The following is a 24,506-nucleotide window of genomic DNA, read 5'->3' as shown; positions in this document are numbered from 1 at the left end:
TTTAGGAAAAGCTTACTAGCGAGGTCGATTTTCTCGCCCATGATAGATGCGTAGTATCACAACATCATCCTCAAGAATAACGTAGTGAATTATGAAGCCGTATTTTCCAAAAGGAACTACAAGCTTTCGTAATCCTGCTATTTCATCTACAATTGCACCTCGACGGGCATTCTCCTGTAAACTCTCACCCGAAGAGACAATTGCTTGTACTGCCCGTGCTGCTGCTTCAGTATCATTAACTTTGAGGAAATCATAATGACGATTTAAGTCATCAATCGCCGTTTGCGTCCAAACTATCTGGGGCATGGACGTTCTTCATCTGTTCCTAAAGAGTCTGCCCATTCACGCACATGCTCATGTGCCACTCCTGAGCCTTTACTACGATAGGCTTCCAGGGCTTTGCGACTTTGCTCAACCATTTGGGCTTGGGTTTGTGGTTGAAAATGTAATGCTGTATCTATTTCGCCATACTCAAAGATTTCTTCTGTACTTTGAGTAGGTTCATGACTCAGTAACTGCTCAAAATCTTCTAAGTTTCCTTCCGAAACAGTCAACCATGTTTTAAGCAGACTTTTCACCTGCTCTCCTGGTAACGCCTCAAGATGCTCTAAAATTTGCTGCTTGATATTCTTGGCTGTCATAGGTATAAGATTTTTGACGCGATCGCCTTAAAATTCAGCGTTTTACTAGCATATATAATTTTAAAATAGTTCTCATGAGTAGCATAAATAATCTTGTGAAACCACCCGAAAGACAAGCAAAGATGCGACTGCAAGATGGTCGTCGTCTGGCATGGTCTGAATGGGGGCCGATTGATGGGCTGCCAGTTTTGTTTTGTACTGGAGCAGGTGTGAGTGGACGACTTGGTTTTGGGATCGACGAACTTCCAGATCTCGGCTTGAAACTGATTGCTATCGATCGCCCTGGTATAGGGTTATCCGACCCACACCCTAATAAAACGCTATCTTCTTGGGTAGACGATACACAACAATTCATTCAAGCTAATCATCTGAATAATGTTGTGTGCGTTGGATTTTCTCAAGGCGCACCGTTTGCATTTGCTCTTGCTGGATGCAATCTTGTCAAAGCGATCGCAATTGTATCCGGGCAAGACGAACTTGCTCATGAGCGTTTGAAGCCGCTGTTGCATCCAGATGTTGAAAGGATGATTACTGCCGTCCAACAAGACCCAGCGAAATTCGAGCAACACTTTGCACAGATGGCTACCCCAGATGGAATGTGGCAGTTAATTATTGGGATGAGTGCCGAATGCGACCGAGTTTTATATGAGAATGATACATGGAGAAAAGCATACCAACAAGCTTTGAAAGAAGGTTTCTCTCAGGGCGGACATCCTTACGCACGAGATCTGGTGAATGCACTCAGCTCATGGACTGTAAAATTGGAGGAAATTACCGTTCCTGTAGATCTATGGTATGGTGCTTTAGATACTAGTACAGTTCACTCCCCAGATTTTGGTGCAACGTTGGCTTTACGTCTACCAAATGCAACACACATCATAGACACAACACAAGGGGGATCTATTCTCTGGACACGAGCTAGAGATATTCTTGCCAAACTGAAATCTCATGTTTCTACTAAATGACCACCGAACCCAATCAACTAAACCTATTTTCAGATGTAAAGTCTACACTAGCACCCAGAGCAAAACAACTGGTGATGAGCGAGGCGGCGCTGCTGAAGTGGAAATCCCGAATACTCGCTCATCAGCAACAACTCAGGCAAGCTCAACCACTACAGCAAACAAGCTTATTTGACCTCACACCCAAGCACTGCGATCCTGATACAATCGATCCACTAACGCTACAGCTTGTACCAATGTCATTCTACAGAAGACCTGTTGATGGCTCTGGTGAAGCTTGTTTGTATTTCATCCTCGATTCGGCAGTTGAATTAGTACTTTATGTTGGGGAAACTTGCCGTAGTAATAAGCGATGGAAGGGGATTCACGATTGCAAAGATTACATCGCCAGTTACCAGGATTTGCATTCTCGGTATGGGTTGACGACGGCTGTGAATGCAGCGTTTTGGTGGGATGCTCCGGTTGACCGACGCGCACGGCAGCAGTTGGAGTTGGAGTTGATATTGAAATGGCGTAGTCCGTTCAATAAGGAGAACTGGGATTTGTGGGGACAGCCGTTTAAGTAAGTACTAATGCTGCTTCTCCTAGCTAACTAGAAAGCGATCGAGTTATCACGTTATTGGCTGGATTGGTAAATTGTCGTCAATCTCAATTAAGTTAACTTTGGCGTTTTCAACCACCGTATTCCCTAGCAGCGTGTCCTGTAAAGCATCAAATTTAGACTCGGCTTTTCTAATACGTTCGTAATGCAAAATCACATGATAACGCTTTTGAATTGGTTCGCCAGCAGCCGAATACTCTACTGCTTCCCAATCAGTATTTTGAAGCTCCTCGGCAATCTGGCGGTATTGGCTGGCTAACTGCTCTAGTGCATTGGCTATGGCGTGTTCTTCGCTCTGACTTTTCCCGTTAAGTCTTGAAATGCTTACTGGCAAAGGATTCAAGAAACAGCGCAGCATATACGGTACAGTGATTAAAATTCGGTGCTAAAGGTGACAAGCAATGCTGGACTGGTGGGAAAAAAATTTTGCGACCTGTGAGTTAGGCGATCGCCGATTAAATGAGCGTGCAATGTCGATAGGCTATGCTCTCAGTCTTGGATTTGGCAAAGCACTGTCGGAAATCTTCAGTAGTGGAACAGTACTCAAGAGAGCTTATGAGTTTTTGCGAACCCAAAAGTGGAATTTTCAAGGCTGATTGAACCGCACTGTCAAATGACGGCAGAAACGGTTACAGAATACGATGTAGTGCTATGTGTTGGAGACACAACTTTTCTTGATTATGGCAGTATTGAGGCTAAAAGAGAAGGTTATGGCCCAATTGGCAAGGCAGGTAATGGTTTAATATTACACAGTGCCTTAGCGATAGAGCCTGAGAAAGGTCAATCCATAGGTCTGTTGTGGCAAAAACTTTGGAATCGTGAGCTAAAACAGAAACCACCGAAAGATGAAACGCCGACACAGAAGAAAAAACGGCAAGCAGCAGCTCGAAAAGAAGCCCGAAAACGCCCCTTTGAAGAGAAAGAATCTTACAGGTGGATAGAGGCACTTACCACTGTAGAAAACCTTGTAAGTAAGCACACACGAGTGGTTCATACTTTCGACCGAGAAGGTGATATCACAGAAGTTTTCGATAAAATTCGTCAACTTCAGCACACAGGAGTTTTGGTACGTGCAGCTCATAACCGCAGCCTAGAAACTGAACAGCGAGCGTCTTTGGTCAAAGCTAGAAGCACAACCTGTCAGTCTGGAACAGGAAATCGAATTACCCAAGACGAGCAAGCGTTCTGCCCGGAAAGCCAAGCTATCTGTACGATTTTGTCCTGTGAATCTCCGCATCCCCTATCGTTTTGATAACCGTGACCCTCTACTTGTGTATGCTGTTTATGCCACAGAAGTTGATTGTCCAGAAGATGAAACACCTGTAGAATGGATGTTGCTCACCACAGAAGTTGTTGCAGATATCCAGACAGCTTCTACAATTTTACGGTGGTATACGTATCGTTGGCGTGTAGAAGAATACCATAAAATTTTTAAGTCGGGATGTCAGGTAGAAAAATACAGGCTTGCTGCTGAGGGTATGAAAACCCTAATTGGTTTTTTGAGTGTGATTGCGGTAGAACTGTTGCAGTTGACTTATCTACACCGCACCCAGCCTTCAGCCCCCGCCATTGAAATTCTGAATCCTTTAGAACTCAAGATTTTAAAAGCTAAGTCTCCCAAACCACCTAAACTCCTCACAGTTAATTGGGCTATCGAAGCGATCGCTCGTCTTGGCGGCTACCTAGAACATCGAAGCAAAACACCAATTGGTATCCAGGTACTGTGGCGAGGCTGGTTAAAATTGCATGACCTTTGTGAAGGTTGGCAGCTTGCAAAAGAGACTTAACGGGAAAAGTCAGATTCTACAGCCTCGTCAACGTTGGACACAAGAACAACAGTTAGACTTACTAGACTGGCATCCTTTATTTACTGGCAAGTGTCCGCAATGTGGGTATGAGTTTGAGCGAAATTACACCCGATAAATCCGGGAAACTTGGTAGCCTCGTCTCTTTAGAGCGAGGCGGAAAAGTGACTCGTGCAACTTTAGTCGCCTAGTAGTGGTGCGGGTCTTCAATGTACTTCTGGATAGTTTCAGCACTAACATTACCTGCTGTCCTAAAAAAATAGCTTTTACTCCATAAGCAGAAGATTCTGAAGATGATGGTTTCTTTAATGATGATGAGGATGACCCAATTGCTAAGGCAGAAATAGAAGTTGATGCAGGATTTCGTCTGGAGTGAGGGGATTATTAGGGCCTGTTTTAAAACTAGAGCCGCAGGATGATAGAAGCGGGTGTTAGCATTGCAAGATAGTTATCAGCTTTTTTGTCATACCGTGTAGCAATGCGACGAAATTGATTTAAACGGTTGAAACATCTCTCGACCTGATTACTTTGGCGATAATAGGTAGATTGACTTCTCAAAGTAGAACTTGAATAATAAGTATTAATTCTATTTGGGTTTGCGGTTCTTTCTATGCTTTGACAAGGTGATAAGAATGATTACGCTACCTGACGTTGCGGTTGATGCTCAGATATATTCCAGCAAGAATTCTGTGGTGTATCGTGGCATCAAGCTGTCAGATCGCACGCCTGTTATTCTCAAAATTCTCAAACAGGACTATCCTACGGCATCGGAACTCACCCGCTACAGGCAGGAATATGAAATTACGCGATCACTTAACTTAGAAGGCGCGATCAAGGCATATAGTCAGCAGGAATATCAGCGCACACTCGTTATTTTTTTAGAAGATTTTGGTGGAGAGTCTCTGGAGAGATGGATACAGCAGCGTCCAGATTTCTGCCCTATGCCCTTATCAGCTTTTCTATCCCTTGCCATTAAACTCACAGGTATTCTGGGCAGAATTCATGCTGCTGGTGTCATTCATAAAGATATCAACCCTAGCAATATTGTCCTCAATCTAGATACTGGGGTCGTTAAATTTATTGATTTCGGAATTGCTACTCGATTTAACCGCACCAATCCAACCTTCAAAAACCCTCATGTTCTAGAAGGCACTCTTGCATACTTATCTCCAGAGCAAACCGGACGTATGAACCGTTTGCTTGATTATCGTACTGATTTTTACTCCCTTGGCGTAACGTTCTATGAACTGCTCACTGGACAGTTACCGTTTGCCACAACAGACATTCTTGAACTTGTCCATTGTCATCTTGCCAAATCACCTGTTCCGCCGCATGAACTGAAGGCAACGATTCCCAAAGCAGTTTCAGATATCGTTTTGAAACTAATGGCAAAGAATGCGGAGGATCGCTATCAGAGTGCTTGGGGTATCAAAGCAGATTTAGAAATCGGTCTTCACCAGTTCGCACAAACCGATAAAATCGATGGCATTCAACTGGGTCTTCAAGACGTTTCGGATCGGTTTCAAATTCCCCAAAAATTGTATGGACGCGAAGCAGAGATTGAAGCATTATTAGCAGCGTTTGACAGAGTAGCAGAAATGGGGAATGAAGAATTGAGAGTGAAGAATCAAGAAAATTCTCAATTCCAAGTTGAGATGATGCTGGTATCTGGCTACGCTGGGGTTGGTAAATCAGCGTTAGTACAAGAACTCTACAAGCCCATCACTGCAAAACGCGGCTATTTTGTCTCTGGTAAGTTTGACCAATTTGGGCGCAATATTCCTTACAGTGCGATCGCAAATGCCCTGCAAAAATTAGTACAACAATTGCTCGGTGAACCAGACGAGCAACTTCAACAATGGCGATCGCGCTTGTTAACGGCTTTGGGAACCAACGGACAAATTATCATTGATATCATCCCGGAAGTTGAATTAATTATCGGCAAGCAGCCGCCTGTATCAGAAGTTGGAGCAACTGAAGCTCAAAATCGCTTCAATCTAATTTTTCAGAAATTTGTGCGGGTGTTTTGTTCAGAGTCACACCCGCTTGTGATCTTTTTAGATGATTTGCAATGGATAGACTCAGCAACGCTGAAGTTAATCGAGCTGATATTGCTTGATGAACAAACCCAATTCCTATTTTTAATTGGAGCCTATCGAGATAATGAGGTAAATCCAACTCATCCGTTGATGTTAACGCTAGAAAGACTGCGAAAACAAGGGGCAGTGCTTCAGGAGATAATCCTGGCACCATTAACGCTGGGCCCACTGAGTCAGTTGATTGCCGAGATGCTACATCAGAATGCAGACACCGTTTGTTCCTTAGCCAAGTTAGTACTGCGTAAAACCGAGGGCAATCCTTTCTTTGTGGGAGAATTTTTAAGAATGCTGCATAGCGAAAATCTACTGACTTTTGATGTACAACACTTATGCTGGGAATGGAACATTGCTGATATTCAAGCCCAGGATATTACTAATAATGTGGTGGATTTGCTACTGATCCAGTTAAATAAATTACCAGAAAACACACAGCAAATTCTCCAGTTAGCAGCTTGTATCGGTGCTGAATTTAATTTAAATACGCTAGCGATCGTTTGCGAACAATCTCCTAAAGCAATTTCTCTAAATTTACTAGTAGCCATTCAAGCTGGATTAATTCAACCTATATCTGAATTAGACGAAAATCTCTTAGTTCAAAAATATAAGTTTTTGCACGATCGCGTACAACAAGCAGCATACACCTTAATCGATGAGTCGCAAAAACTTGGGGTACATCTGCAAATCGGTCGCAATTTACTCCAAAAGACTTCGCCGGAGCATCTAGCAGAGCGGTTGTTTGAAATTGTTGACCAACTTAATTATGGAACCGAGTTAATTAGTGAGCAATCCCAACGGAATGAGATTGCCAAACTGAATTTGCAAGCAGGTCAAAAAGCGTTGGCAGCGATGGCTTATGAAGCAGCTTTCAAGTATTTCAATACAGGGCTTAAACTCCTTGATGTGGAAAGTTGGCAGCGTGAGTATGACCTAACTTTGGTGTTGCATTCAGAGGCAGCAGAGGCAGCATACCTCAGTGGTCACTTTGACGAAATGGAGCAGCTTGTAGAAGAAGTCCTTAACCGTGCGAAGACAGCGCTCGATAAAGTGAAAGCTTACGATAGCAGAATTCAAGCATGGCTGTCGCGGGGCGATCCTAAAGAAGCCCTTAAAACTGGCTTGGAAGTGCTGCAACTCTTGGGAATTAGTTTAGTAGAAGCTCCAAGTCAGTTAGACGTTCAAGCAGGATTAGAGGAAACAGCTTCACAATTTGCTGGGCGGGAAATCGAAGATTTGATCGATCTGCCAGAAATGACTGAACCTGTGCTACTGGCAGCAATCTACATTTTAGTCAGCACAGTGGGTGCGGCTTTTAATGTGTCACCTGCTCTGATGGTGCTGATTGTGTGCAAGATGGTGAATTTATCGATCGCCAATGGAAACGCTATCTGGTCGCTTCTTGGTTATGCTGCTTATGGCATGATGCTATGTGGAGTTGTACAAGATATTGAACTGGGCTATCGATTTGGCAAACTATCCTTAAATTTAGCGAAAAGATTAAGTAACAAAAAAGGTAACTGCAAAGTATTGCTGATGGTGAATTTTCATATCATTCACTGGAAAGACCACCTGAAAGAGACGTTCCCTAGTTTAACTGAGGCTTATCAAAGCGGGATAGAAAGTGGAGAGTTTGAATTTGCCAGTTATTGTGCATTCAGCCTATGTTATTACCCCTTTTTTGCAGGACAAGAACTGACAGAACTGGAACAACAAACAGCGATTTATCGTAAAGCCACCAATCAAATTAGACGAGAGACTGCTTCCACTTGGCTGGCAATGTTGCAGCAAACGATCCTTAACCTGCGAGGTCAATCTGAAAATCCAAGCCGCTTAGTGGGTTGTATCTATGACGAAGAGCAAGCACTATCACGGGCGATCGCTGTCAAGGATGGAACTAGCCTTCACTACTTTTACTTAAATAAGCTGATTTTATGCTATCTATTCGGGGAGTATAAGCAAGCTGCAAAAACGGCTACTTTGGCAGAACAGTATTTAGGCGCAGCCACAGCAATAATCTCTGTACCTCTATTTCATTTCTATGACTCCCTAATATTTCTGAGCTTGTTACCCGATGCTTCAAACTCTGAAAAAGCAGCTTGGTTGAATCGCGTTAACGCCAACCAGGAAAAAATGCAGAAATGGGCACACCATGCCCCCATGAATTTTTTGCATAAATTTCAGTTAGTTGAGGCAGAGAAAGCACGAGTTTTGGGTCAGTTTTTTGAGGCAGAGGAGTTTTACGAACAAGCAATTTTTGGTGCTAAAGAAAACGAGTACCTTCAAGAAGAAGCTTTAAGCTATGAGTTAGCTGCCAAACATTACTTGGCTCGTGGTCGAGAAAGGTTTGCTCAACTCTATATGAAGGAAGCCCATTACTGCTATGAGCGGTGGGGAGCAACCGCAAAAGCCAAAGATTTAGAGACTCGCTATCCCCAGTTTTTTCCTCAATCGCTGAATGTGTCTCCCACACCAGTTCACACCATTGCCGGAACTACTTCTAATACCTCATCTATTGCTTTCGATTTAGCAACAGCGATCAGAGCATCCCAAGCCATCTCTCGCGAAATTGAACTGGATCGGTTACTCAATTCTTTGATGCAGATATTAATTGAGAATGCTGGGGCACAAACTGGATGCTTGATTTTAGAAAACGCAGGAGAATGGGCGATCGAGGCTGCTTGTGAACTCAATGGTAGTGCGAATCTTTGTGCTACACAAGTATTGCAATCGATTTCAATGCTAAATCGCTTACCCGAATCCATCATTCATTATGTGATTCGGACTCATGAATCTGTGATCTTAAATGATGCAACTCGTGAAGGTAATTTCATCAATGAGCCATATATTCAGCAGAACCAAACGAAATCACTTCTTTGTTTGCCGTTGTTGAATCAAAGTAAACTTGTTGGTGTGCTGTATCTGGAAAATCGATTAGTAACTGGGGCATTCACAGCAGAACGCTCGCAACTTCTAAGTTTACTATCTACTCAGGCAGCAATTGCGATCGAAAATGCCAAACTTTATTCAAAGCTACGCACTAGCGAAAGTCAGATGGCTCAATTTCTAGAAGCGGTTCCGGTAGGAATTGGAATAGTGGATGCGACTGGTCGTCCCTACTATGCCAATCAACGGGGAATTCAGTTAATGGGCAAAGAGATCGATCCTTTGGTAGCACCGGAGCAAATCGCAGAAGTTTATCAACTTTATGTGGCGGGAACGGATCGGATATATCCAACTGAGCAACTGCCAATTATCCGGGCGTTGAGCGGCGAACGCATCAGAGTTGACGACGTAGAAATTCACCAAAACAACGCAACCATTCCAGTTGAGGCATGGGGAACTCCAGTATTTGACGAACAGGGTAATGTGGTTTATGCGATCGTCACCTTTCAAGACATCACAGAGCGCAAACAAGCAGAGCAACTATTAGCCAATTACAACCGCACCTTAGAGCAACAGGTAACTGAAAGGACGGCAGCTTTACAGCAAAGCCAAGCAGAACTGCGCGAGCGAGAACAGGAATTACGAGTGATCACGGACGCTCTACCTGTTTGTATCACATATATAGATGCCGATCAGCGTTATCGGTTTGCCAATCGTACATACGAGGAATGGTTTCACCGTAGTCGAGGTGAGATTCTGGGGAAGCATATTTGCGAAAACTTGGGTGAGGCGGCTTATCAAGTTGTACAACCGTACATCAATCAGGTACTGGCAGGGCAAATCACAACTTATGAGGCAGACATTCCCTGTGTGTTGGGCAAGAAATATATCAGTAATTCTCTCATCCCTGATTTCGATGACAATGGTCAAGTCAAAGGATACTATGGTCTGATTACAGATATCAGCGATCGCAAACGTGCCGAAGAAGCCTCAATTTTAGAGGAACGCAACCGCATGGCACGGGAAATCCATGACACTCTCGCGCAAGCCTTTACGGGGATTCTGGTTCACATGGGAACCGTTTCTCGATTAGTGGCAACCAACCCCCAAGCAATTCAAACACATATTAATACCGTGCGAGATTTGGCTCGCACCGGGCTGACAGAAGCTCGACGCTCCGTTGCAGCACTGCGTCCCCAATCCCTAGAAGACGGCAATCTCTGGACGGCACTGCAACGATTTGTAGCTACAATGCAATCTTCAACCGAAACCAGCCTGATTTGTGATATTATCGGCACGCCCTATACGTTACCACCTGAAACAGAGAATAATCTGCTGAGAATTGCACAGGAAGCATTTACGAATTCAATTAGATATGCAAATGCAAACGAAATTCGGATTGAATTAGTTTATGAACCAACGCAATTCTTCTTACGAATTAGAGACAATGGACAAGGATTTGAAGCCAACCATACAACCCTAAATCGGGGGTTTGGCTTACTGGGGATTACCGAACGAGCGGAACGAATTGGGGCACAACTCTCAATTGAGAGCCGACTGGGGCAGGGAACAGAAACGATCGTATCTGTACATCGGGAGGCATCAGCGTGATTCAGTCTACAGCAATCCGCATTTTGATTGTTGACGATCACTCAATCGTCCGGCAAGGACTGGCCGCGATGATTGAGAATGAGCCAGATATGACGGTGGTGGGTCAAGCGGGCAATGGCCAGGAAGCGATCGCTCAATATAAACAACTACAGCCTGATGTCACCTTGATCGACTTACGGATGCCCCAGGTAAGCGGCGTTGATGCGATCGTTGCCATCTGTGCTGAATTCGCCCATGCCCGGATGATTGTACTGACCACTTATGACGGGGACGAAGATATTTATCGAGCATTACGCGCCGGAGCCAAAGGCTATCTGCTGAAGGACGCTGAACCGGATGCACTCCTGAATGCGATTCATATTGTTCATAGTGGGCAACAATATATTCCTTCCGAAGTCGCTGCCAAACTGGTGCAACGGATGAACATTCCAGAGTTGAGCGATCGAGAACAAGAGGTTGTTCGTCAGATGGTGCTTGGCTTGAGTAATCACGATATTGCTGTGGCTTTGAATATTACTGAAAGTACCGTCAAATTTCACATCAACAAAATTTTGAGCAAATTAGGCGTGAGCGATCGCACTCAAGCGGTGATTACCGCATTGAAGCGGGGACTTGCCAAGTTGTGAAAGCAATGAGAACTGAACTTAAGTTCGGTTGAGGGTTAGTTTTAGAGATAGTAAGCAACTGTTGTTTCATCCCTTCAATTACTCAACTCTGAGTTGGCGACAAAGCTGAATTAGTTTCATAAGCTAAATACATAGAAAAAACGGAGTCGGGAGGAATGACAGATAGGAGTCATGGCAATCCCTCGATGCTATGAAAAACCTTCTTGGTAGAGTGTGTGATGAATCAAAATAGTCATCTTAATCAACTCTTTGTTCCACCTTCCCAACGCGATCGCTATCAGGGGATGCTCAATGCCCCGATCATACTTGTGGAATATGGGAATTACCAATGTCTTCAGTTCCGGGAAATGCATCAGTTGATTCAGGCAATTGTGCAAGATTTCAATTCTGGGCTGACTGAGAAAAATTCAATTTGTGTAGTGTTTCGTCACTTTATTGAACATTCAATCTATCCTCAAGCACAAAAAGCAGCAGAAGCAGCAGAAGCAGCAGCAGCGCAAGGTCAGTTTTGGCAGATGCACGAGATGCTGCTCACCCACCAAGAAGCATTGGGAAACGGCTATCTCGTTGAGTATGCCAATGATTTAGGTCTGGACATCTGCCAATTTTTGCAGGATATCTCCAAACAAGTCCATGTTGACCGCATCAATCAAGATATCGAGAGTGGTCAACAAAGTGGAGTCGTGACTGCACCAGCTTTGTTTATTAATGGAATTCGGTATCGCGATCGCTGGAACATGGAGCAGTTAATGGCAGCCATTATCGCTGTAAGTAATCAAGTGCTTTGATCCTCAATCACATAATTCAAAGCAAAACAATTAAGTTGCAGTTTTGCTCAAAGAACTTGAGTGTTCTGAATTGAGCGATGGTCGCATTGCGATCGCCCAAGAATGAAAACTAACCAATCTGAACATCAAACCCATCAACCTAAAGGAGAACAAAATGAGTAGCAACTCCCTAAACAGTCAAAACATGAAACTCGAAGTTGTGGTATTGCCCGTCTCCGATGTCGATAAAGCCAAGGACTTCTATAAAACGTTGGGATGGCGGCTGGATGCCGATTTTGTCACCGATGAGGACTTCCGAGTGGTGCAGTTGACCCCTCCTGGCTCGGAGGCTTCAATCATTTTCGGCAGTGGTGTTACATTAGCTGCGCCCGGTTCAGTTCAGGGTCTATACCTCATCGTTTACGACATCGAGGCAGCCCGCGCCGAACTCGTTGAGCGGGGTGTTGAGGTGAGTGAGGTGTTCCACGACGTGGGCGGCGTCTTCCACCACGCCGGAACTGAGGGACGAGTACCTGGCCCCGATCCACAACGTCGTGACTATGCCTCATTTGCCTCGTTCAGCGATCCAGACGGCAATGGTTGGTTGCTCCAAGAAGTGAAGGAACGCGCTCCCGGACGGTAACGGGACATCAATCGATAAGGATCAAAAGGAGCCAAAAATATCAGGCTTTTTGCTCCTTTTGATACTCTCGATCAGTGCAGCAATTATGCACTAACCGAAAGAGCTAAAGCCAAGAAACTAGTAGGCGGCAAACCACTAGACAACACCTAAAACGAGGATACACGATGAAAACGCAGAAAGTATGGTTCATTACCGGAGCCTCCAGAGGCTTTGGGTTAGAAATTGCCAGAGCAGCCCTGGCAGTAGGCGACCAAGTAGTAGCGACGGTTCGCAGTCAGCCCGCACAACTCGCCGCAAAAGAGCACAACCACCCGGATCTGTACGTTGTGCAGATGGATGTCACCCAGGAAAATCAGGTACAAGAGGCTGTCAAGCAGAGCATTGCCCGTTTCGGCCAGGTTGATGTCTTAGTAAATAATGCCGGGTTTGGCATGATTACTGCGATCGAAGAAGCCACGGATGCCGAAGTCCGCAAACAGTATGATACCAACGTGTTTGGGTTACTGAACGTGACTCGTGCGATATTGCCGTACCTGCGACAGCAAAAATCCGGGCGGGTCATCAATATCTCATCTTTATTTGGCTACGATGCAGTTCCGGGTTGGGGATTGTACGGGTCTACTAAATTTGCGATCGAAGGTCTCTCGAAAGGGTTAGCCCTCGAAGTAGCACCGCTCGGCATCCACGTCACGGCAGTAGCTCCCGGTCTTTTTAGTACTGACTTTCTGAGCGCTGAATCATATACCGCCGCTAAAACCATTATCGACGATTACCAGGAAACGGTAGGATCGATGCGTAGCGGAGCCGATGCGCTACACGGGAACCAACCTGGCGATCCGAAAAAGTTTGCGGCTGTGATTATTCAACTCGCCAATACAGAACGTCCGCCGTTGCATTTGCCCATCGGCAAGGACGCGATCGCCATGTACCAGAGCAACGCCGCAAAAATGGCACAGGAAATTCAAGCATGGCTGCCAGTTGCTACCAGCACCGACCATGACCACCGCATAATGGCTTCGACCATAGCCTGATCTGCAACATTAGAAGCGTTGACTGAACTTATTATCAGGAAAGCAAAATCAATGACTTTTATAGTAAACCATTTCACCACGGGCTATGGCAAAACGGCTCGTAACTTGCTTAATGAAGCGACTCAGCCATCAGAAGCAGGGGCGCGTGCGGCACTTGAAACGTTCTATTATGCCTTCAATCAGCACTCGATTGAGACACTTACTCAGATATGGCTCAACTGTCCACTAGTTCAACTAAACAATCCGGTGGGAGGAATGCTCCGAGGCTATGAACCGATTCGCGATCTCTACTCCAAACTTTTCACAGGATCGTTAAACGTGTGGGTTGAGTTCGAGGATATTGTAGAGTACTTCAGTGGAAAGACAGCCATCTTTGCTGGAGAAGAGCGCGGTGAATTTACAACTAAAGATCGGATTATTCCACTTAGATTCAGAACGAGCCGCTGTTTTCAGTACTCAGAAAATGACGGTGGGTGGCGACAGATTCATCATCACGGATCGATCGACAATGTGAAACTGCTGGAAGCGTATCAACTTGCTGTAAACGATAAAGTTGTGGCGTGATCTCCACAACAGATTGATGCGATAAACATAAACTGCAAAGTGGACTGGCAACGGCTCAAGCGTTTGACGACGAAGGTGCAAAAGTTGTTGTGACGGGGTGTAATACTGCTCGCTTTGTGCATTTTTAACTCGGCATTAGGTTTGGGGAAAAGGTTAAAGGGTAAAGGTATAAAGGTTTTTTCTTTCCCCTTTCCCCTTCCCTTTTTCCCCAAAACCCGACAAGTATTGTGACGGGGTGGAGTGCAGAGAGGTGAAGACACGCACTCCCAGACGGTAATTTGCAATATTCACACATTCACTTTCCAAAGGAGATGTTATGAAACTTGAAGGTAAGAAGGCACTGATTACCGGGGGAAACAGTGGCATTGGCTTTGCCACCGCTAGACTCTTCATTCACGAAGGGGCTGAAGTCGCAATCACGGGTCGAGATCAGAAAACGCTCGATGCTGCTGTTAAAGAACTGGGTTTAAAAGCCGTTGCCTATCGTGCAGACGTGACGGACTCCAATGCCCGTGCCGACCTTTTCAGCAAAATTGGTCAACGCTTCGGCAGTCTAGATATCATCTTCGCTAACGCTGGTATTGCTGGAGCTACACCCATAGGCAGCGCTGATGAAGCGGTGTTTGAGAACATCATTCGCGTCAATCTTACCAGCGTTTTCTTTACAGTCCAAGCCGCACTGCCACTGCTTAATGATGGCTCCTCAATTATCTTGAACAGTTCCGTTATCGGTTCGCTGGGTAGTCCCGGCAGGGCAGCCTACGCAGCAAGCAAAGCGGGTGTTCGCGGCATGGCGAGAGCGATCGCATCTGAACTTTCTCCCCGCAACATTCGAGTCAATGTCGTCGCACCGGGAGCAATCAAAACTCCCATCTGGAGCCGTGGGTCTACTCCACCTAAGAAGGCGGACGAACTGACAGCGGAATGGGCAGCAGCAACTCCACTAGGTCGTTTGGGAGAAGCAGACGAGATTGCCAAAGCTGTCCTCTTTCTTGCTTCAGACGACTCATCCTATGTCCAGTCGGTTGAACTTTTTGTTGATGGTGGCATTGTTGGTTCTCCAATCGGTGGAGCGACTTTCCGCAGTGCATAAATCTTTTGACATTCTTTGTTTCATCAACCCCTCAAACACATCAAGGAGTTTTATTATGGGCATCGAACAGAAAGTCGCTGTGATTACCGGCGCATCGCAAGGCATTGGCGCAGCCCTTGTCAAGGCGTACCGCGATCGCAACTATCGAGTGGTCGCTATCTCACGCTCAATTCAGCCATCGGATGATGATGCAATCCTGGCGGTGTCAGGTGACATCGCTGATCGAAAAACTGCCGAGCGTGCGATCATCGAAGGCGTGACCCGATTTGGGCGCATTGACACGCTCATCAACAATGCTGGTATCTTCATCGCCAAGCCATTTACCCAATACACCGAGGTAGACTACGAGGCGTACCTGGGCACTAACGTCACTGGCTTCTTTCACATGACGCAACTGGCGATCACCGAAATGGAGAAGCAGAGCAGCGGTCATGTTGTGCAGATATCGACGAGCCTGGTTGACCACGCGATCGCTGGCGTACCGTCTGTACTCGCGTCGCTGACAAAAGGCGGACTAAATGCTGTGACCAAATCGCTGGCGATCGAGTATGCTAAGCGCGGTATTCGGGTGAACGCGATCGCGCTGGGTACTATCAAGACACCAATGCATCCTGTCGAAACCCATGCACAGCTCGATGCTCTGCACCCGATCGGTCACATGGGCGAGATATCTGATGTCGTCGATGCAATCCTCTATCTCGAATCAGCCAACTTTGTGACGGGCGAAATCCTTCACGTCGATGGTGGCCAGAGCGCGGGTCACTGATACCGCCTTGCGATCAGAAAAATGCAGCAGTTTTCAGTTTAGTAAGCCATCGGCTGACGAATTTGGGTGTGGGGTGTGAAATGGAAACAGTTGTAACTCTGACATTTCCAAAAAAGAACACAGCTATGATCTATGAATTACGCATTTATCAATCCGTGCCTGGACGACTGCCAGCACTGATTTCGCGCTTTCAGAACCACACGATACAGATATGGGAAAAACATGGCATCCGCCAAGCTGGATTCTGGACGACGCTAATTGGCGAGAGCAACCAGCAACTCACCTACCTGCTCGCTTGGGACAGCATGGCTGAGCGTCAGGAGCGTTGGAGTGCATTTCTCGCGGACCCCGAATGGATCGCGATCAGTAAAGAGAGTGAGAAGGACGGCCCACTCGTGCAAAACATCAGCAACGAACTGCTTCAACCGACCGCCTTCTCCTCGGTGAAGTGAGCGATGGGGTGAGTTCTAGATGATGTCTGGGGTTACGAAAGTTTCGTCAGTTTCAATGAGCTAAATCCAATCAGAGAACGATCAATGTCTAAAAAAATCAACCAACAACGCCGCCGCTTTTTGGGCATTGCGGCGATGACTATTGCGACTACACAGCTAGGTCGATTCGGTTCTGCCAATGCCCAATCCAGCAAAGTAACACCAAAGGTGACCACCATGACTCAACTTGAAACCTTGCACACCGACACAACTACAATCCGTCCCTTCCACATCAACGTTCCGCAAGCGGCACTCGACGACCTCCGCCGTCGCATCATAGCAACGCGATGGCCCGAAAAGGAGACGGTCGCCGATCAGTCGCAGGGTGTGCAGCTCGCAACGACTCAGAAACTCGCGCGCTATTGGGCAACCGATTACGACTGGCGCAAGGTTGAGGCGAAACTGAAAACTCTACCGCAATTTATCACCACGATCGATGGACTTGATATTCATTTCATTCACGTTCGATCGAACCAGGAAAACGCCTTGCCGCTCATCGTCACGCATGGCTGGCCCGGATCGATCATCGAGCAACTGAAGATTATCGAGCCACTGGTCAACCCCACGGCACATGGCGGCAATGCAGCCGACGCTTTTGACCTCGTGATTCCTTCGCTTCCAGGCTATGGTTTTTCAGGCAAGCCGACCACGATCGGCTGGGACCCTGCCCGTATCGCACGCGCCTGGGTTGTGCTGATGCAGCGCCTTGGCTACTCGCGATTTGTGGCGCAAGGGGGTGATTGGGGGAATGCAGTCACAGAGCAAATGGCCCTGCTGACACCTCCGGGACTACTCGGCATTCATACCAACATGCCTGCCACTGTTCCAGCCGATGTTGCAAAAGCACTCAAGTTCGGCGACCCACCGCCATCCGGTTTCTCAGCCGAAGAGAAGAACGCGTGGGATCAGCTCGACTTTTTCTATAAGCACGGACTTGGCTATGCTCAGGAGATGGCGAACCGCCCGCAAACGCTGTACGGCATTGCGGATTCACCGATCGGTCTGGCTGCCTGGATACTCGACCACGACGCACGCAGCTATGCGCTCATCGCACGTGTCTTTGACGGACAGTCTGAGGGATTGACGCGAGACGACATCCTCGACAACATCACGCTTTACTGGTTGACGAACACGGCTGTCTCTTCGGCTCGTCTGTATTGGGAGAATAAGTTTGTCTTTTTCGACCCTAAACACGTCGCCATTCCGGTTGCCGTGAGCGTCTTTCCTGATGAGATCTATGCAGCCCCGCGAAGTTGGACAGAGCGGGCGTATCCCAAACTCATCCACTATAACCGAGTGGAAAAGGGCGGACACTTCGCGGCGTGGGAGCAGCCAACGATTTTTACTCAAGAACTCAGGGCAGCGTTCAGATCGCTGCGCGCGTCAAAATGACTGCTTTAGAAAGAACGTAACTACAAAGAGGTCGGCACGTGTCCCAAGAAATTAATCATAATCGTCGCTACTCTTTAACAACTGCGGCTTCTGCTCGGAAGTGATGCTGCTCATGCGGTGGAGCAGAGTGACATCGCACAGTTTGAAGCTAACCGAAAGTGGCGGAACTTAAGCATCTCTAGCGATTTTGAGCCGAGTGACAGATATAACGGAATCATTTCAATTTTGAAAGCAAGGTAGACCCAATGAAAACGAATTTTGAGCATGAACGGAACAACGATCCGGGTAGCACCAGTAATGATGACAATTTCACTGATCGCGTCCGCAGCAACCAGCATAAGCTCACCTCTGAACTAAGACACCAGTACGATTTTATTGTTTGCGGATCTGGATCTTCTGGCTCAGTAGTTGCCCGCAGACTGGCTGAGAACCCGGATGTTAGCGTTTTACTGCTTGAAGCTGGCGGCACCGATGATGTACCCAGTGTTGTCACCGCGAATCAATGGTTTATGAATCTTGGAAGTGATCGCGACTGGAGCTTCCAGGGACAGCCGAATCCCCATGTCAACGATCGTTCAATTCCGTTCTCGATGGGCAAAGTACTCGGCGGTGGATCAAGCATCAACGTCATGGTTTGGGCACGCGGACACCAGCACGATTGGGATCTCTTCGCCGCTGAAGTGAATGATCCAGCCTGGGGCTATGAATCGGTCTTGAATCTCTATCGCCGTCTGGAAGATTGGTATGGTGCGCCAGACCCGATGTACCGGGGAACGGGAGGACCCGTCTTTGTGCAGCCCGCGCCAGATCCAAACCCGATCGCACCCGCAACGATCGCAGGAGCGCGATCGGTCGGTATTCCTACTTTCGAGAATCCGAACGGTCGCATGATGGAAGCAGTGAAGGGCGCCGCTATCAGCGATGTGCGAGTCCGCAATGGCAAGCGCGAATCTATCTTCCGCTCCTACGTCTTCCCTTATCTGGATCGACCCAATCTGACGGTTCTCACTCATGCACTGGTGACGCGGCTGACGTTCCAGGGTAAGCGTGCCACTGGCGTGGAAATTTCTTACCGTGGCACACTCTATCGCATTGGTGCGGCAGTCGAAGTTGTACTGTCGCTCGGTGCGATCCATACGCCGAAGGTGCTGATGCAATCTGGCATTGGCGATGAAGCTGAGTTGCAGCGTTTGGGAATTCCGGTCGTGCAGCACCTTCCCGGTGTGGGGCAAAATTTTCAAGACCATGTTGCATTCGATTGTGTCTGGGAATATAAAACCGCTCTCCAACCAAGAAACAACTTGTCCGAGGCAATCTTTTTCTCAACCAGCCAGTCCGGGCTTGACAGTCCAGATTTATTTGTCTGTCAAGCCGAGGTGCCAAAATCCAGTGCTGAGAATGCCGTCTGGTTTGGGCTGCCTGATGCAGGCTGGACGTTATTTGGGGCGATCGCCCATCCCAAAAGCCGAGGCCGCCTGCGCCTAACGGGAGCTAATCCATCCGACCCGATTGTGATTGATGCAAACACTCTGTCTGACCCAGATGATCTCAAAACCGCGATCGCCTGCATAGAACTCTGCCGCGAAGTCGGTAACTCCGCTCCACTTCGTCCGTTTGTCAAGCGAGAAGTAATGCCAGGTAATTTGAAAGGGGCCGAACTCGAACGTTTTATTCGAGATGCTGCGACGAGTTTCTGGCACGAAACCTGTACCGCAAAGATGGGACAGGATGCCATGTCAGTGGTGGATAGCGACCTGAGAGTTTATGGAATCGACAATCTCCGGATTGCTGATGGATCGATTCTGCCACGAGTAACGACCGGTAACACGATGGCTCCCTGCGTAATAGTCGGGGAGCGGGCAGCGGAAATTTTACATCTCGAACACCAGCTGCAAACCACCGTAAAAACAGACTCAAGCGTGCAATAAAACCACCGCACTTTTCATTGGCGGACGCACATCTAAGTCGCGTGTTAACTCAAAGAACTTGAGCTGTCTAAATTGAGCGATGGTCAGATTACGCTCTACTCGCTTCGTGAGTTCCTTCAATCTTCGATTGGAGGCAGCCCAACCCGCAATCATGCGATCGCCCAAGAATGAAAACTAACCAATCTGAACATCAAACCCATCAACCTAAAGGAGAACAAGATGAGTAGCGATCGCGTAAACAGTCCAAACATGAAACTTGAAGTCGTAGTGTTCAGCGTTTCCGACGTTGACCGCGCGAAAACATTCTACGAGAATCTCGGCTGGCGGCTCGACATCGACGTGGTGGAGGGCGACTTCCGTGGTGTGCAGATGACGCCGCACAACTCGGAAGCCTCCATCATCTTCGGCAAGGGAGTCACTCCGAACAATTCTGGCTCGGCGCACAGCCTAGTCCTCGCCGTGGACGACCTCGACGCCGCTCGCGAAGACTTAATCGCTCGCGGTGTCAACGTGAGCGAGGTCTTCTACTACGCCGGCGGCCCCTTCAACAACGCCGTGGACAACCCACGCATCCTGGGGCGCGACCCGCAAGGTCGTTCCTACTTCTCATTTGCCTCGTTCGAGGACCCAGATGGGAACCTCTGGCTGCTCCAGGAAATCCAAACGCGGCTTCCCGGTCGCGTTTGGAACTCTACGCAAGCACGAGACATGGACATTGCAACCCTTGCAAACCTTCTTGGCGAGACGGCAGAGTCCCACGATCGCTACGAGAAAACTCACGCCGAGCATCATTGGTGGGACTGGTACGCGCCCTACCTGAGTGCGCGTCAGAATGGCAGCAGTCCAGAAGAGTCCGCCGCCGCCGCTGACCGTTACATGGAGGAGGTTTTTCATGCTCTTTCCAGATGATACGGCCAGAGTTGCCACACCCGCCGAGTACGTCGGCGACTAGGTAGCAGCAGAGGCTTACAAAGCCAATGATTTTTGCTCAGGAACTCAGGGCGGCGTTCAGGTCGCTGGGCTGAGTCCGCGTCCTCACTTCAAAACTTGCCCAGATGTGTCGGCAGCGTTCCTTTGCCCCGTATTACCCCGTATCAGATGAGGAGATCGGCTGTTACCGGAGATCATTTTATCACCTGGGATGAACAGTAAATTAAATTATAAAACAATGAAAAAGACTAAAAATATCCTTGCCAGTACGATTGTTAAAGCCGCCGCCGTGCAGATTAGTCCCGTGCTGTACAGTCGGCAGGGTACCGTCGAGAAGGTCCTGAAGAAGATCCGCGAGCTGGGCAAACAAGGCGTCCAGTTCGCTACCTTCCCCGAAATCATCGTTTAGCAAGCGTGGTAGATACTTATGTGGCCTAAAACAGAACTGATAGATTTGCTCAAAATCGCGCATCCAATAATTCAGGCTCCGATGGCTGGCGCTTCCACACCTGAGTTGGTTGCGGCTGTTTCTAATGCAGGAGGTCTTGGCTCCTATGGTGGTGCGGCCACCGCACCAGCCAAACTTCGCTCCATTATCAGGCAAATTCGAGAGCTGACAGACCAACCCTTTGGAGTTAATTTGTTTGCCCCAGCAGTTGAAGCGTATCAACTTACACCTGAGCAGCAAACACCGATGTCTGAATTATTAACAAAATGGCACAACGAACTTGAGGCGGGGCCTGTTCCCGAACCAATACCGATACTAGGGCCATTCCTAGAACAATTTACTGTCCTGCTTGAAGAGAAAATACCTGTATTTAGTTTCCACTTTGGACCTGCGCCAATTGAGGCAATTCGTGAGATACACGCTATAGGCTCAATTGTATTAGCAACCGCCACGACCGTCCGTGAAGCAAAAGCTCTAGTCGTTGGAGGAGTCGATGTCATCATAGCCCAGGGCTTTGAAGCTGGAGGTCATCGCGGAACCTTTGCGGTACCTTATGAACATGGATTGATTGGAACAGCAGCGTTAGTGCCGCAAATAGCTGATGCAGTATCGGTTCCGGTCGTTGCGGCGGGCGGAATCATGGATGCTCGTGGAATCGTTGCTGCATTTGCACTTGGGGCGAGCGGGGTACAGATGGGAACCGCTTTTCTCGCCTGTCCTGAGAACAATATCCCAGAAGTCTATAGGCAGGCTGTACTCAAGTGTAAGGACGAAGACACGGTTATTACTGAAGTATTTTCCGGCAAACCCGCCAGAGCAATACGAAATCGATTTATACGTGAAATGGAAAATAACAGTGATAAAGTGCTGCCATTCCCGGCTCAGATGTCTATAGGGCGGGTTTTATATCAGACTTCTGCTCAACAATCAAGTCCAGATTTTGCCAGTATGTGGGCAGGACAGGGAGCAGCATTAACCGAAGCTCTCCCGGCAGGTGAACTGATCGAAAAAATGATACAAGAATTTCTTGCCGTAACTGCTTCTTTACAACTCAAATAAACAGATAGCCGATTCAATTAAAGCAAGTTGAGTTAAATCCAATTGGAAAAAGAGAAATGTCCGAGAAAATCAATCATCAACGCCGCCGCTTTTTGGGCGCTGCGGCTATGACCATTGCTACTACACAACTAGGCATATTCGGTTCTGCGATCGCACAATCAAGCAAAACAAAACCAGCAGTTTTATCCATGATGAAGTCGGGGACAAACACCTCGTTCGGCTCACTGAGGCAGATCGATGCTGGTGTTCTAAATGTTGGATACGCTGAGGTTGGCCCCGCCAATGGTCGTCCGGTAATCCTCCTGCATGGATGGCCCTACGACATTCACAGCTATGTCGATGTCGCTCCTTTGTTGGCGTCGGCAGGGTACAGGGCGATTGTTCCATATCTGCGCGGCTATGGCACGACGCGCTTTCTTTCGAGCGAGACGTTCCGCAATGGGCAACAGTCGGCAATCGCTGTCGATATTATCGCGCTGATGGATACACTCAAGATCGAGAAGGCGATTCTCGCTGGTTATGATTGGGGCGCGCGAACAGCCAACATCATCGCGGCACTCTGGCCGGAGCGCTGCAAGGCGCTCGTCTCCGTGAGTGGTTATTTGATCGGCAGCCCTGAAGCCAACAAGACACCGCTACCGCCGCAGGCCGAACTCCAATGGTGGTATCAATTTTATTTCGCGACGGAGCGGGGCCGCGCCGGCTACGAAAAATACTGGCATGACTTTAACAAGCTCATCTGGAAACTTGCTTCGCCGCAATGGCACTTCGATGACGCGACGTTTGAGCGTAGCGCCGCATCCTTTAACAATCCGGATCACGTCGGTATCGTCATCCATAACTACCGCTGGCGGCTCGGTCTGGCTGAAGGCGAGTCGAAGTATGACGAGATTGAGAAGCGACTCGCCGCAGCCCCCGCGATCGCCGTGCCCACTATCACCCTTGAAGGTGACGCCAACGGTGCGCCGCACCCAGATGCCAATTCCTATGCAAGAAAGTTCTCGGGCAAATACGCACATCAAATCGTTAGGGGCGGGGTCGGGCACAACCTGCCGCAAGAAGCGCCCCAGGAGTTTGCAAAGGCCATCGTCGAAGTTGACGGTTTTTGATGTAGGAATTGAGTAATTTAATTCTTGGATGTCCCTTATAGCACTCTGACTTTTCAGAGTATCTGGAAAACCTCTCTCAAAATCTCTCTCCTTTTAGGAGAGAGACTTTGAATTTTCCCCCTCTATCCATTAGTCACATCTTTCTTAACAAAGCTGAAAGCTATTTATAGAAGTAATTTCGCGGTGATAATGCCTAACTTGGATTGACAAATCAAGAAAAGTATGTAAAGAATGGACTCCTGTTTGCCTATCCGAAAGTTTTGTTCATTTCTCTAATACGTTTGCTGGGCTAATTTCCAGGTGGTGGCAATATCGTGTAATCTTCGCAATCGACGCATTGGCTTCAGTCACTAAAACGCCAATTAACAATCCTTGGGAATCTACAACGATATGCCGCTTACGCCCTTTAACCTTCTTACCACCGTCAAAGCCGTAGACCTCCCCTTTTTTTCCGTTGTCTTCACTGACTGAGAATCTGCTATCGCCACGGTAGAATCTTCATCTTTTCCTAAATCTTGTCGCAGTTGATGACGTACTTGATCGTGGATTTTCTGCCAGATGCCTTTGCGTTGCCATTTTTGAAAGTAGCCGTACACTGTTGTGTAAGGAGGAAGGTCATGAGGTAACATCTCCCACTGACAGCCAGTGCGTTGCACGTAGAAAATTGCATTGAGAATTTCTCGCAAATCTACTTCTATAGGATGCCCAAATCCTTTAGGGTTTGGCAGAAGAGGCTTGATAATTAACCATTCGCTATCGCTTAAATCACTTGGATAGGGTTTGCGCTGCGGATTTTCAATTACTGGTAGACGGCTCATCGACAACAACATTAATGTTATTAATTTAGCCTATAACCTGAATATACTGAGGCTCTGTTCTCTTTAGATTTTCTTTACGAATCAGCTCTAAAAGAAAAAACTCTCTTCAGGTAAGCAGGACAATGGATGTAGAAGTACAAATCCTGAAACATTTGGCTAGAGACGCCCACCCAACAGTTGCGATCGTAGATGAATATTGTGCAGAGTATAAAGAGTTATTTAAAGAAGTAAGGAATTATGAG

General features: G+C 47.4%; 24 protein-coding genes and 3 pseudogenes. 20 read left to right on the top strand and 7 right to left on the bottom strand.

Going from position 1 to position 24,506, the window contains the following annotated elements; genetic code table 11:
* Positions 1 to 15 precede the first annotated feature (15 nt).
* Positions 16 to 306 carry a type II toxin-antitoxin system RelE/ParE family toxin gene (locus tag H6H03_RS33275; protein ID WP_190959291.1) on the bottom strand — a complete coding sequence of 97 codons (291 nt, stop codon included), beginning with the start codon at positions 304 to 306 and terminating at the stop codon, positions 16 to 18.
* The gene (locus H6H03_RS33270; protein WP_190959290.1) at positions 294 to 641 is read right to left on the bottom strand and encodes a hypothetical protein; all 348 of its coding nucleotides are present in this window, start codon (positions 639 to 641) and stop codon (positions 294 to 296) included. The genes H6H03_RS33275 and H6H03_RS33270 overlap by 13 nt, the downstream gene beginning before the upstream one ends.
* Positions 642 to 715: 74 nt before the next feature.
* On the opposite strand from H6H03_RS33270, the gene H6H03_RS33265 reads away from it, so the two are divergent.
* Positions 716 to 1,606 (top strand): alpha/beta fold hydrolase, encoded by an 891-nt coding sequence (locus H6H03_RS33265; protein ID WP_242058104.1) that lies wholly within the window; start codon positions 716 to 718, stop codon positions 1,604 to 1,606.
* Positions 1,603 to 2,169 carry a GIY-YIG nuclease family protein gene (locus H6H03_RS33260; RefSeq protein WP_190959289.1) on the top strand — a complete coding sequence of 189 codons (567 nt, stop codon included), beginning with the start codon at positions 1,603 to 1,605 and terminating at the stop codon, positions 2,167 to 2,169. The genes H6H03_RS33265 and H6H03_RS33260 overlap by 4 nt, the downstream gene beginning before the upstream one ends.
* Before the next feature lie 45 nt (positions 2,170 to 2,214).
* Here the strand turns inward: H6H03_RS33260 and H6H03_RS33255 are convergent, their stop codons facing one another.
* Entirely contained in the window at positions 2,215 to 2,562 is a 348-nt protein-coding gene (locus H6H03_RS33255) for a hypothetical protein (RefSeq protein WP_199339179.1), read from the bottom strand.
* A gap of 43 nt (positions 2,563 to 2,605) precedes the next feature.
* Here H6H03_RS33255 and H6H03_RS33250 point away from each other — a divergent pair, with 43 nt between their 5' ends.
* Genes H6H03_RS33250 through H6H03_RS42285 form a run of 3 tightly spaced genes read left to right on the top strand, consistent with a single transcriptional unit; the run spans position 2,606 to position 3,991 of the window.
* Positions 2,606 to 2,800, top strand: a complete 195-nt coding sequence (locus H6H03_RS33250) for an IS4/Tn5 family transposase DNA-binding protein (RefSeq protein WP_190938375.1) — start codon at positions 2,606 to 2,608, stop codon at positions 2,798 to 2,800.
* Positions 2,801 to 2,817: 17 nt separating this feature from the next.
* On the top strand, positions 2,818 to 3,456 hold the full coding sequence (locus H6H03_RS42290) for a hypothetical protein (RefSeq protein ID WP_449289996.1): 639 nt from the start codon (positions 2,818 to 2,820) through the stop codon (positions 3,454 to 3,456).
* Positions 3,350 to 3,991 (top strand): IS4 family transposase, encoded by a 642-nt coding sequence (locus H6H03_RS42285; RefSeq protein ID WP_449289997.1) that lies wholly within the window; start codon positions 3,350 to 3,352, stop codon positions 3,989 to 3,991. The genes H6H03_RS42290 and H6H03_RS42285 overlap by 107 nt, the downstream gene beginning before the upstream one ends.
* Before the next feature lie 205 nt (positions 3,992 to 4,196).
* On the opposite strand, the pseudogene H6H03_RS33240 reads toward H6H03_RS42285, so the two are convergent.
* A pseudogene (locus tag H6H03_RS33240) lies at positions 4,197 to 4,286 on the bottom strand (transposase); the annotation flags it as partial.
* 125 nt (positions 4,287 to 4,411) lie between these two features.
* Positions 4,412 to 4,546 (bottom strand): annotated as a pseudogene (locus H6H03_RS33235) (IS5-like element ISMra2 family transposase); the annotation flags it as partial.
* A gap of 95 nt (positions 4,547 to 4,641) precedes the next feature.
* Here H6H03_RS33235 and H6H03_RS33230 point away from each other — a divergent pair.
* From H6H03_RS33230 to H6H03_RS33180, 11 genes are all read left to right on the top strand, one after another.
* On the top strand, positions 4,642 to 10,599 hold the full coding sequence (locus H6H03_RS33230; protein ID WP_190959288.1) for an AAA family ATPase: 5,958 nt from the start codon (positions 4,642 to 4,644) through the stop codon (positions 10,597 to 10,599).
* The gene (locus H6H03_RS33225; RefSeq protein ID WP_190959287.1) at positions 10,596 to 11,225 is read left to right on the top strand and encodes a response regulator; all 630 of its coding nucleotides are present in this window, start codon (positions 10,596 to 10,598) and stop codon (positions 11,223 to 11,225) included. Before H6H03_RS33230 ends, H6H03_RS33225 begins: the two co-directional genes overlap by 4 nt.
* Positions 11,226 to 11,443: 218 nt before the next feature.
* Positions 11,444 to 12,013 carry a DsbA family protein gene (locus H6H03_RS33220; protein WP_190959286.1) on the top strand — a complete coding sequence of 190 codons (570 nt, stop codon included), beginning with the start codon at positions 11,444 to 11,446 and terminating at the stop codon, positions 12,011 to 12,013.
* A gap of 154 nt (positions 12,014 to 12,167) precedes the next feature.
* Positions 12,168 to 12,635: a VOC family protein gene (locus H6H03_RS33215; protein ID WP_190959285.1), complete on the top strand. Its 468-nt coding sequence runs from the start codon at positions 12,168 to 12,170 to the stop codon at positions 12,633 to 12,635.
* A gap of 164 nt (positions 12,636 to 12,799) precedes the next feature.
* A complete protein-coding gene (locus H6H03_RS33210; RefSeq protein ID WP_190959284.1) occupies positions 12,800 to 13,666 on the top strand; it encodes an oxidoreductase in 867 nt (288 codons plus the stop codon).
* A 51-nt stretch (positions 13,667 to 13,717) separates the two neighbouring features.
* A complete protein-coding gene (locus H6H03_RS33205; protein WP_190959283.1) occupies positions 13,718 to 14,230 on the top strand; it encodes a YybH family protein in 513 nt (170 codons plus the stop codon).
* 316 nt (positions 14,231 to 14,546) lie between these two features.
* Positions 14,547 to 15,323 (top strand): SDR family NAD(P)-dependent oxidoreductase, encoded by a 777-nt coding sequence (locus H6H03_RS33200; RefSeq protein ID WP_190959282.1) that lies wholly within the window; start codon positions 14,547 to 14,549, stop codon positions 15,321 to 15,323.
* Between the two features lie 55 nt (positions 15,324 to 15,378).
* Positions 15,379 to 16,089, top strand: a complete 711-nt coding sequence (locus tag H6H03_RS33195) for an SDR family NAD(P)-dependent oxidoreductase (RefSeq protein WP_190959281.1) — start codon at positions 15,379 to 15,381, stop codon at positions 16,087 to 16,089.
* An 80-nt stretch (positions 16,090 to 16,169) separates the two neighbouring features.
* Positions 16,170 to 16,541 carry an NIPSNAP family protein gene (locus H6H03_RS33190; RefSeq protein WP_199339176.1) on the top strand — a complete coding sequence of 124 codons (372 nt, stop codon included), beginning with the start codon at positions 16,170 to 16,172 and terminating at the stop codon, positions 16,539 to 16,541.
* An 84-nt stretch (positions 16,542 to 16,625) separates the two neighbouring features.
* Positions 16,626 to 17,972: an epoxide hydrolase family protein gene (locus tag H6H03_RS33185; protein WP_199339175.1), complete on the top strand. Its 1,347-nt coding sequence runs from the start codon at positions 16,626 to 16,628 to the stop codon at positions 17,970 to 17,972.
* Positions 17,973 to 18,217: 245 nt separating this feature from the next.
* Positions 18,218 to 19,900, top strand: a complete 1,683-nt coding sequence (locus H6H03_RS33180; protein WP_190959280.1) for a GMC family oxidoreductase — start codon at positions 18,218 to 18,220, stop codon at positions 19,898 to 19,900.
* Here the strand turns inward: H6H03_RS33180 and H6H03_RS33175 are convergent.
* The gene (locus H6H03_RS33175; RefSeq protein WP_190959279.1) at positions 19,886 to 20,053 is read right to left on the bottom strand and encodes a hypothetical protein; all 168 of its coding nucleotides are present in this window, start codon (positions 20,051 to 20,053) and stop codon (positions 19,886 to 19,888) included. The genes H6H03_RS33180 and H6H03_RS33175 overlap by 15 nt on opposite strands.
* Positions 20,054 to 20,119: 66 nt before the next feature.
* On the opposite strand from H6H03_RS33175, the gene H6H03_RS33170 reads away from it, so the two are divergent.
* The 4 genes from H6H03_RS33170 (at position 20,120) to H6H03_RS33155 (ending at position 23,446) form a co-directional block, all read left to right on the top strand.
* Positions 20,120 to 20,809: a VOC family protein gene (locus H6H03_RS33170; RefSeq protein ID WP_190959278.1), complete on the top strand. Its 690-nt coding sequence runs from the start codon at positions 20,120 to 20,122 to the stop codon at positions 20,807 to 20,809.
* A gap of 259 nt (positions 20,810 to 21,068) precedes the next feature.
* Positions 21,069 to 21,239: a hypothetical protein gene (locus H6H03_RS33165; protein ID WP_199339174.1), complete on the top strand. Its 171-nt coding sequence runs from the start codon at positions 21,069 to 21,071 to the stop codon at positions 21,237 to 21,239.
* A gap of 18 nt (positions 21,240 to 21,257) precedes the next feature.
* On the top strand, positions 21,258 to 22,337 hold the full coding sequence (locus H6H03_RS33160; RefSeq protein WP_190959277.1) for an NAD(P)H-dependent flavin oxidoreductase: 1,080 nt from the start codon (positions 21,258 to 21,260) through the stop codon (positions 22,335 to 22,337).
* 56 nt (positions 22,338 to 22,393) lie between these two features.
* Entirely contained in the window at positions 22,394 to 23,446 is a 1,053-nt protein-coding gene (locus H6H03_RS33155; RefSeq protein ID WP_190959276.1) for an alpha/beta fold hydrolase, read from the top strand.
* Positions 23,447 to 23,782: 336 nt separating this feature from the next.
* On the opposite strand, the pseudogene H6H03_RS33150 reads toward H6H03_RS33155, so the two are convergent.
* Positions 23,783 to 24,264, bottom strand: a pseudogene (locus H6H03_RS33150) (IS5 family transposase); the annotation flags it as partial.
* Positions 24,265 to 24,506 lie beyond the last annotated feature (242 nt).

The organism is Nostoc paludosum FACHB-159 (genome assembly GCF_014698835.1).
In the GTDB taxonomy this organism is placed as follows: domain Bacteria; phylum Cyanobacteriota; class Cyanobacteriia; order Cyanobacteriales; family Nostocaceae; genus Nostoc; species Nostoc paludosum.
Note: the sequence above shows the minus strand (reverse complement) of the source record. Positions and strands in the feature narration are given on the sequence as shown.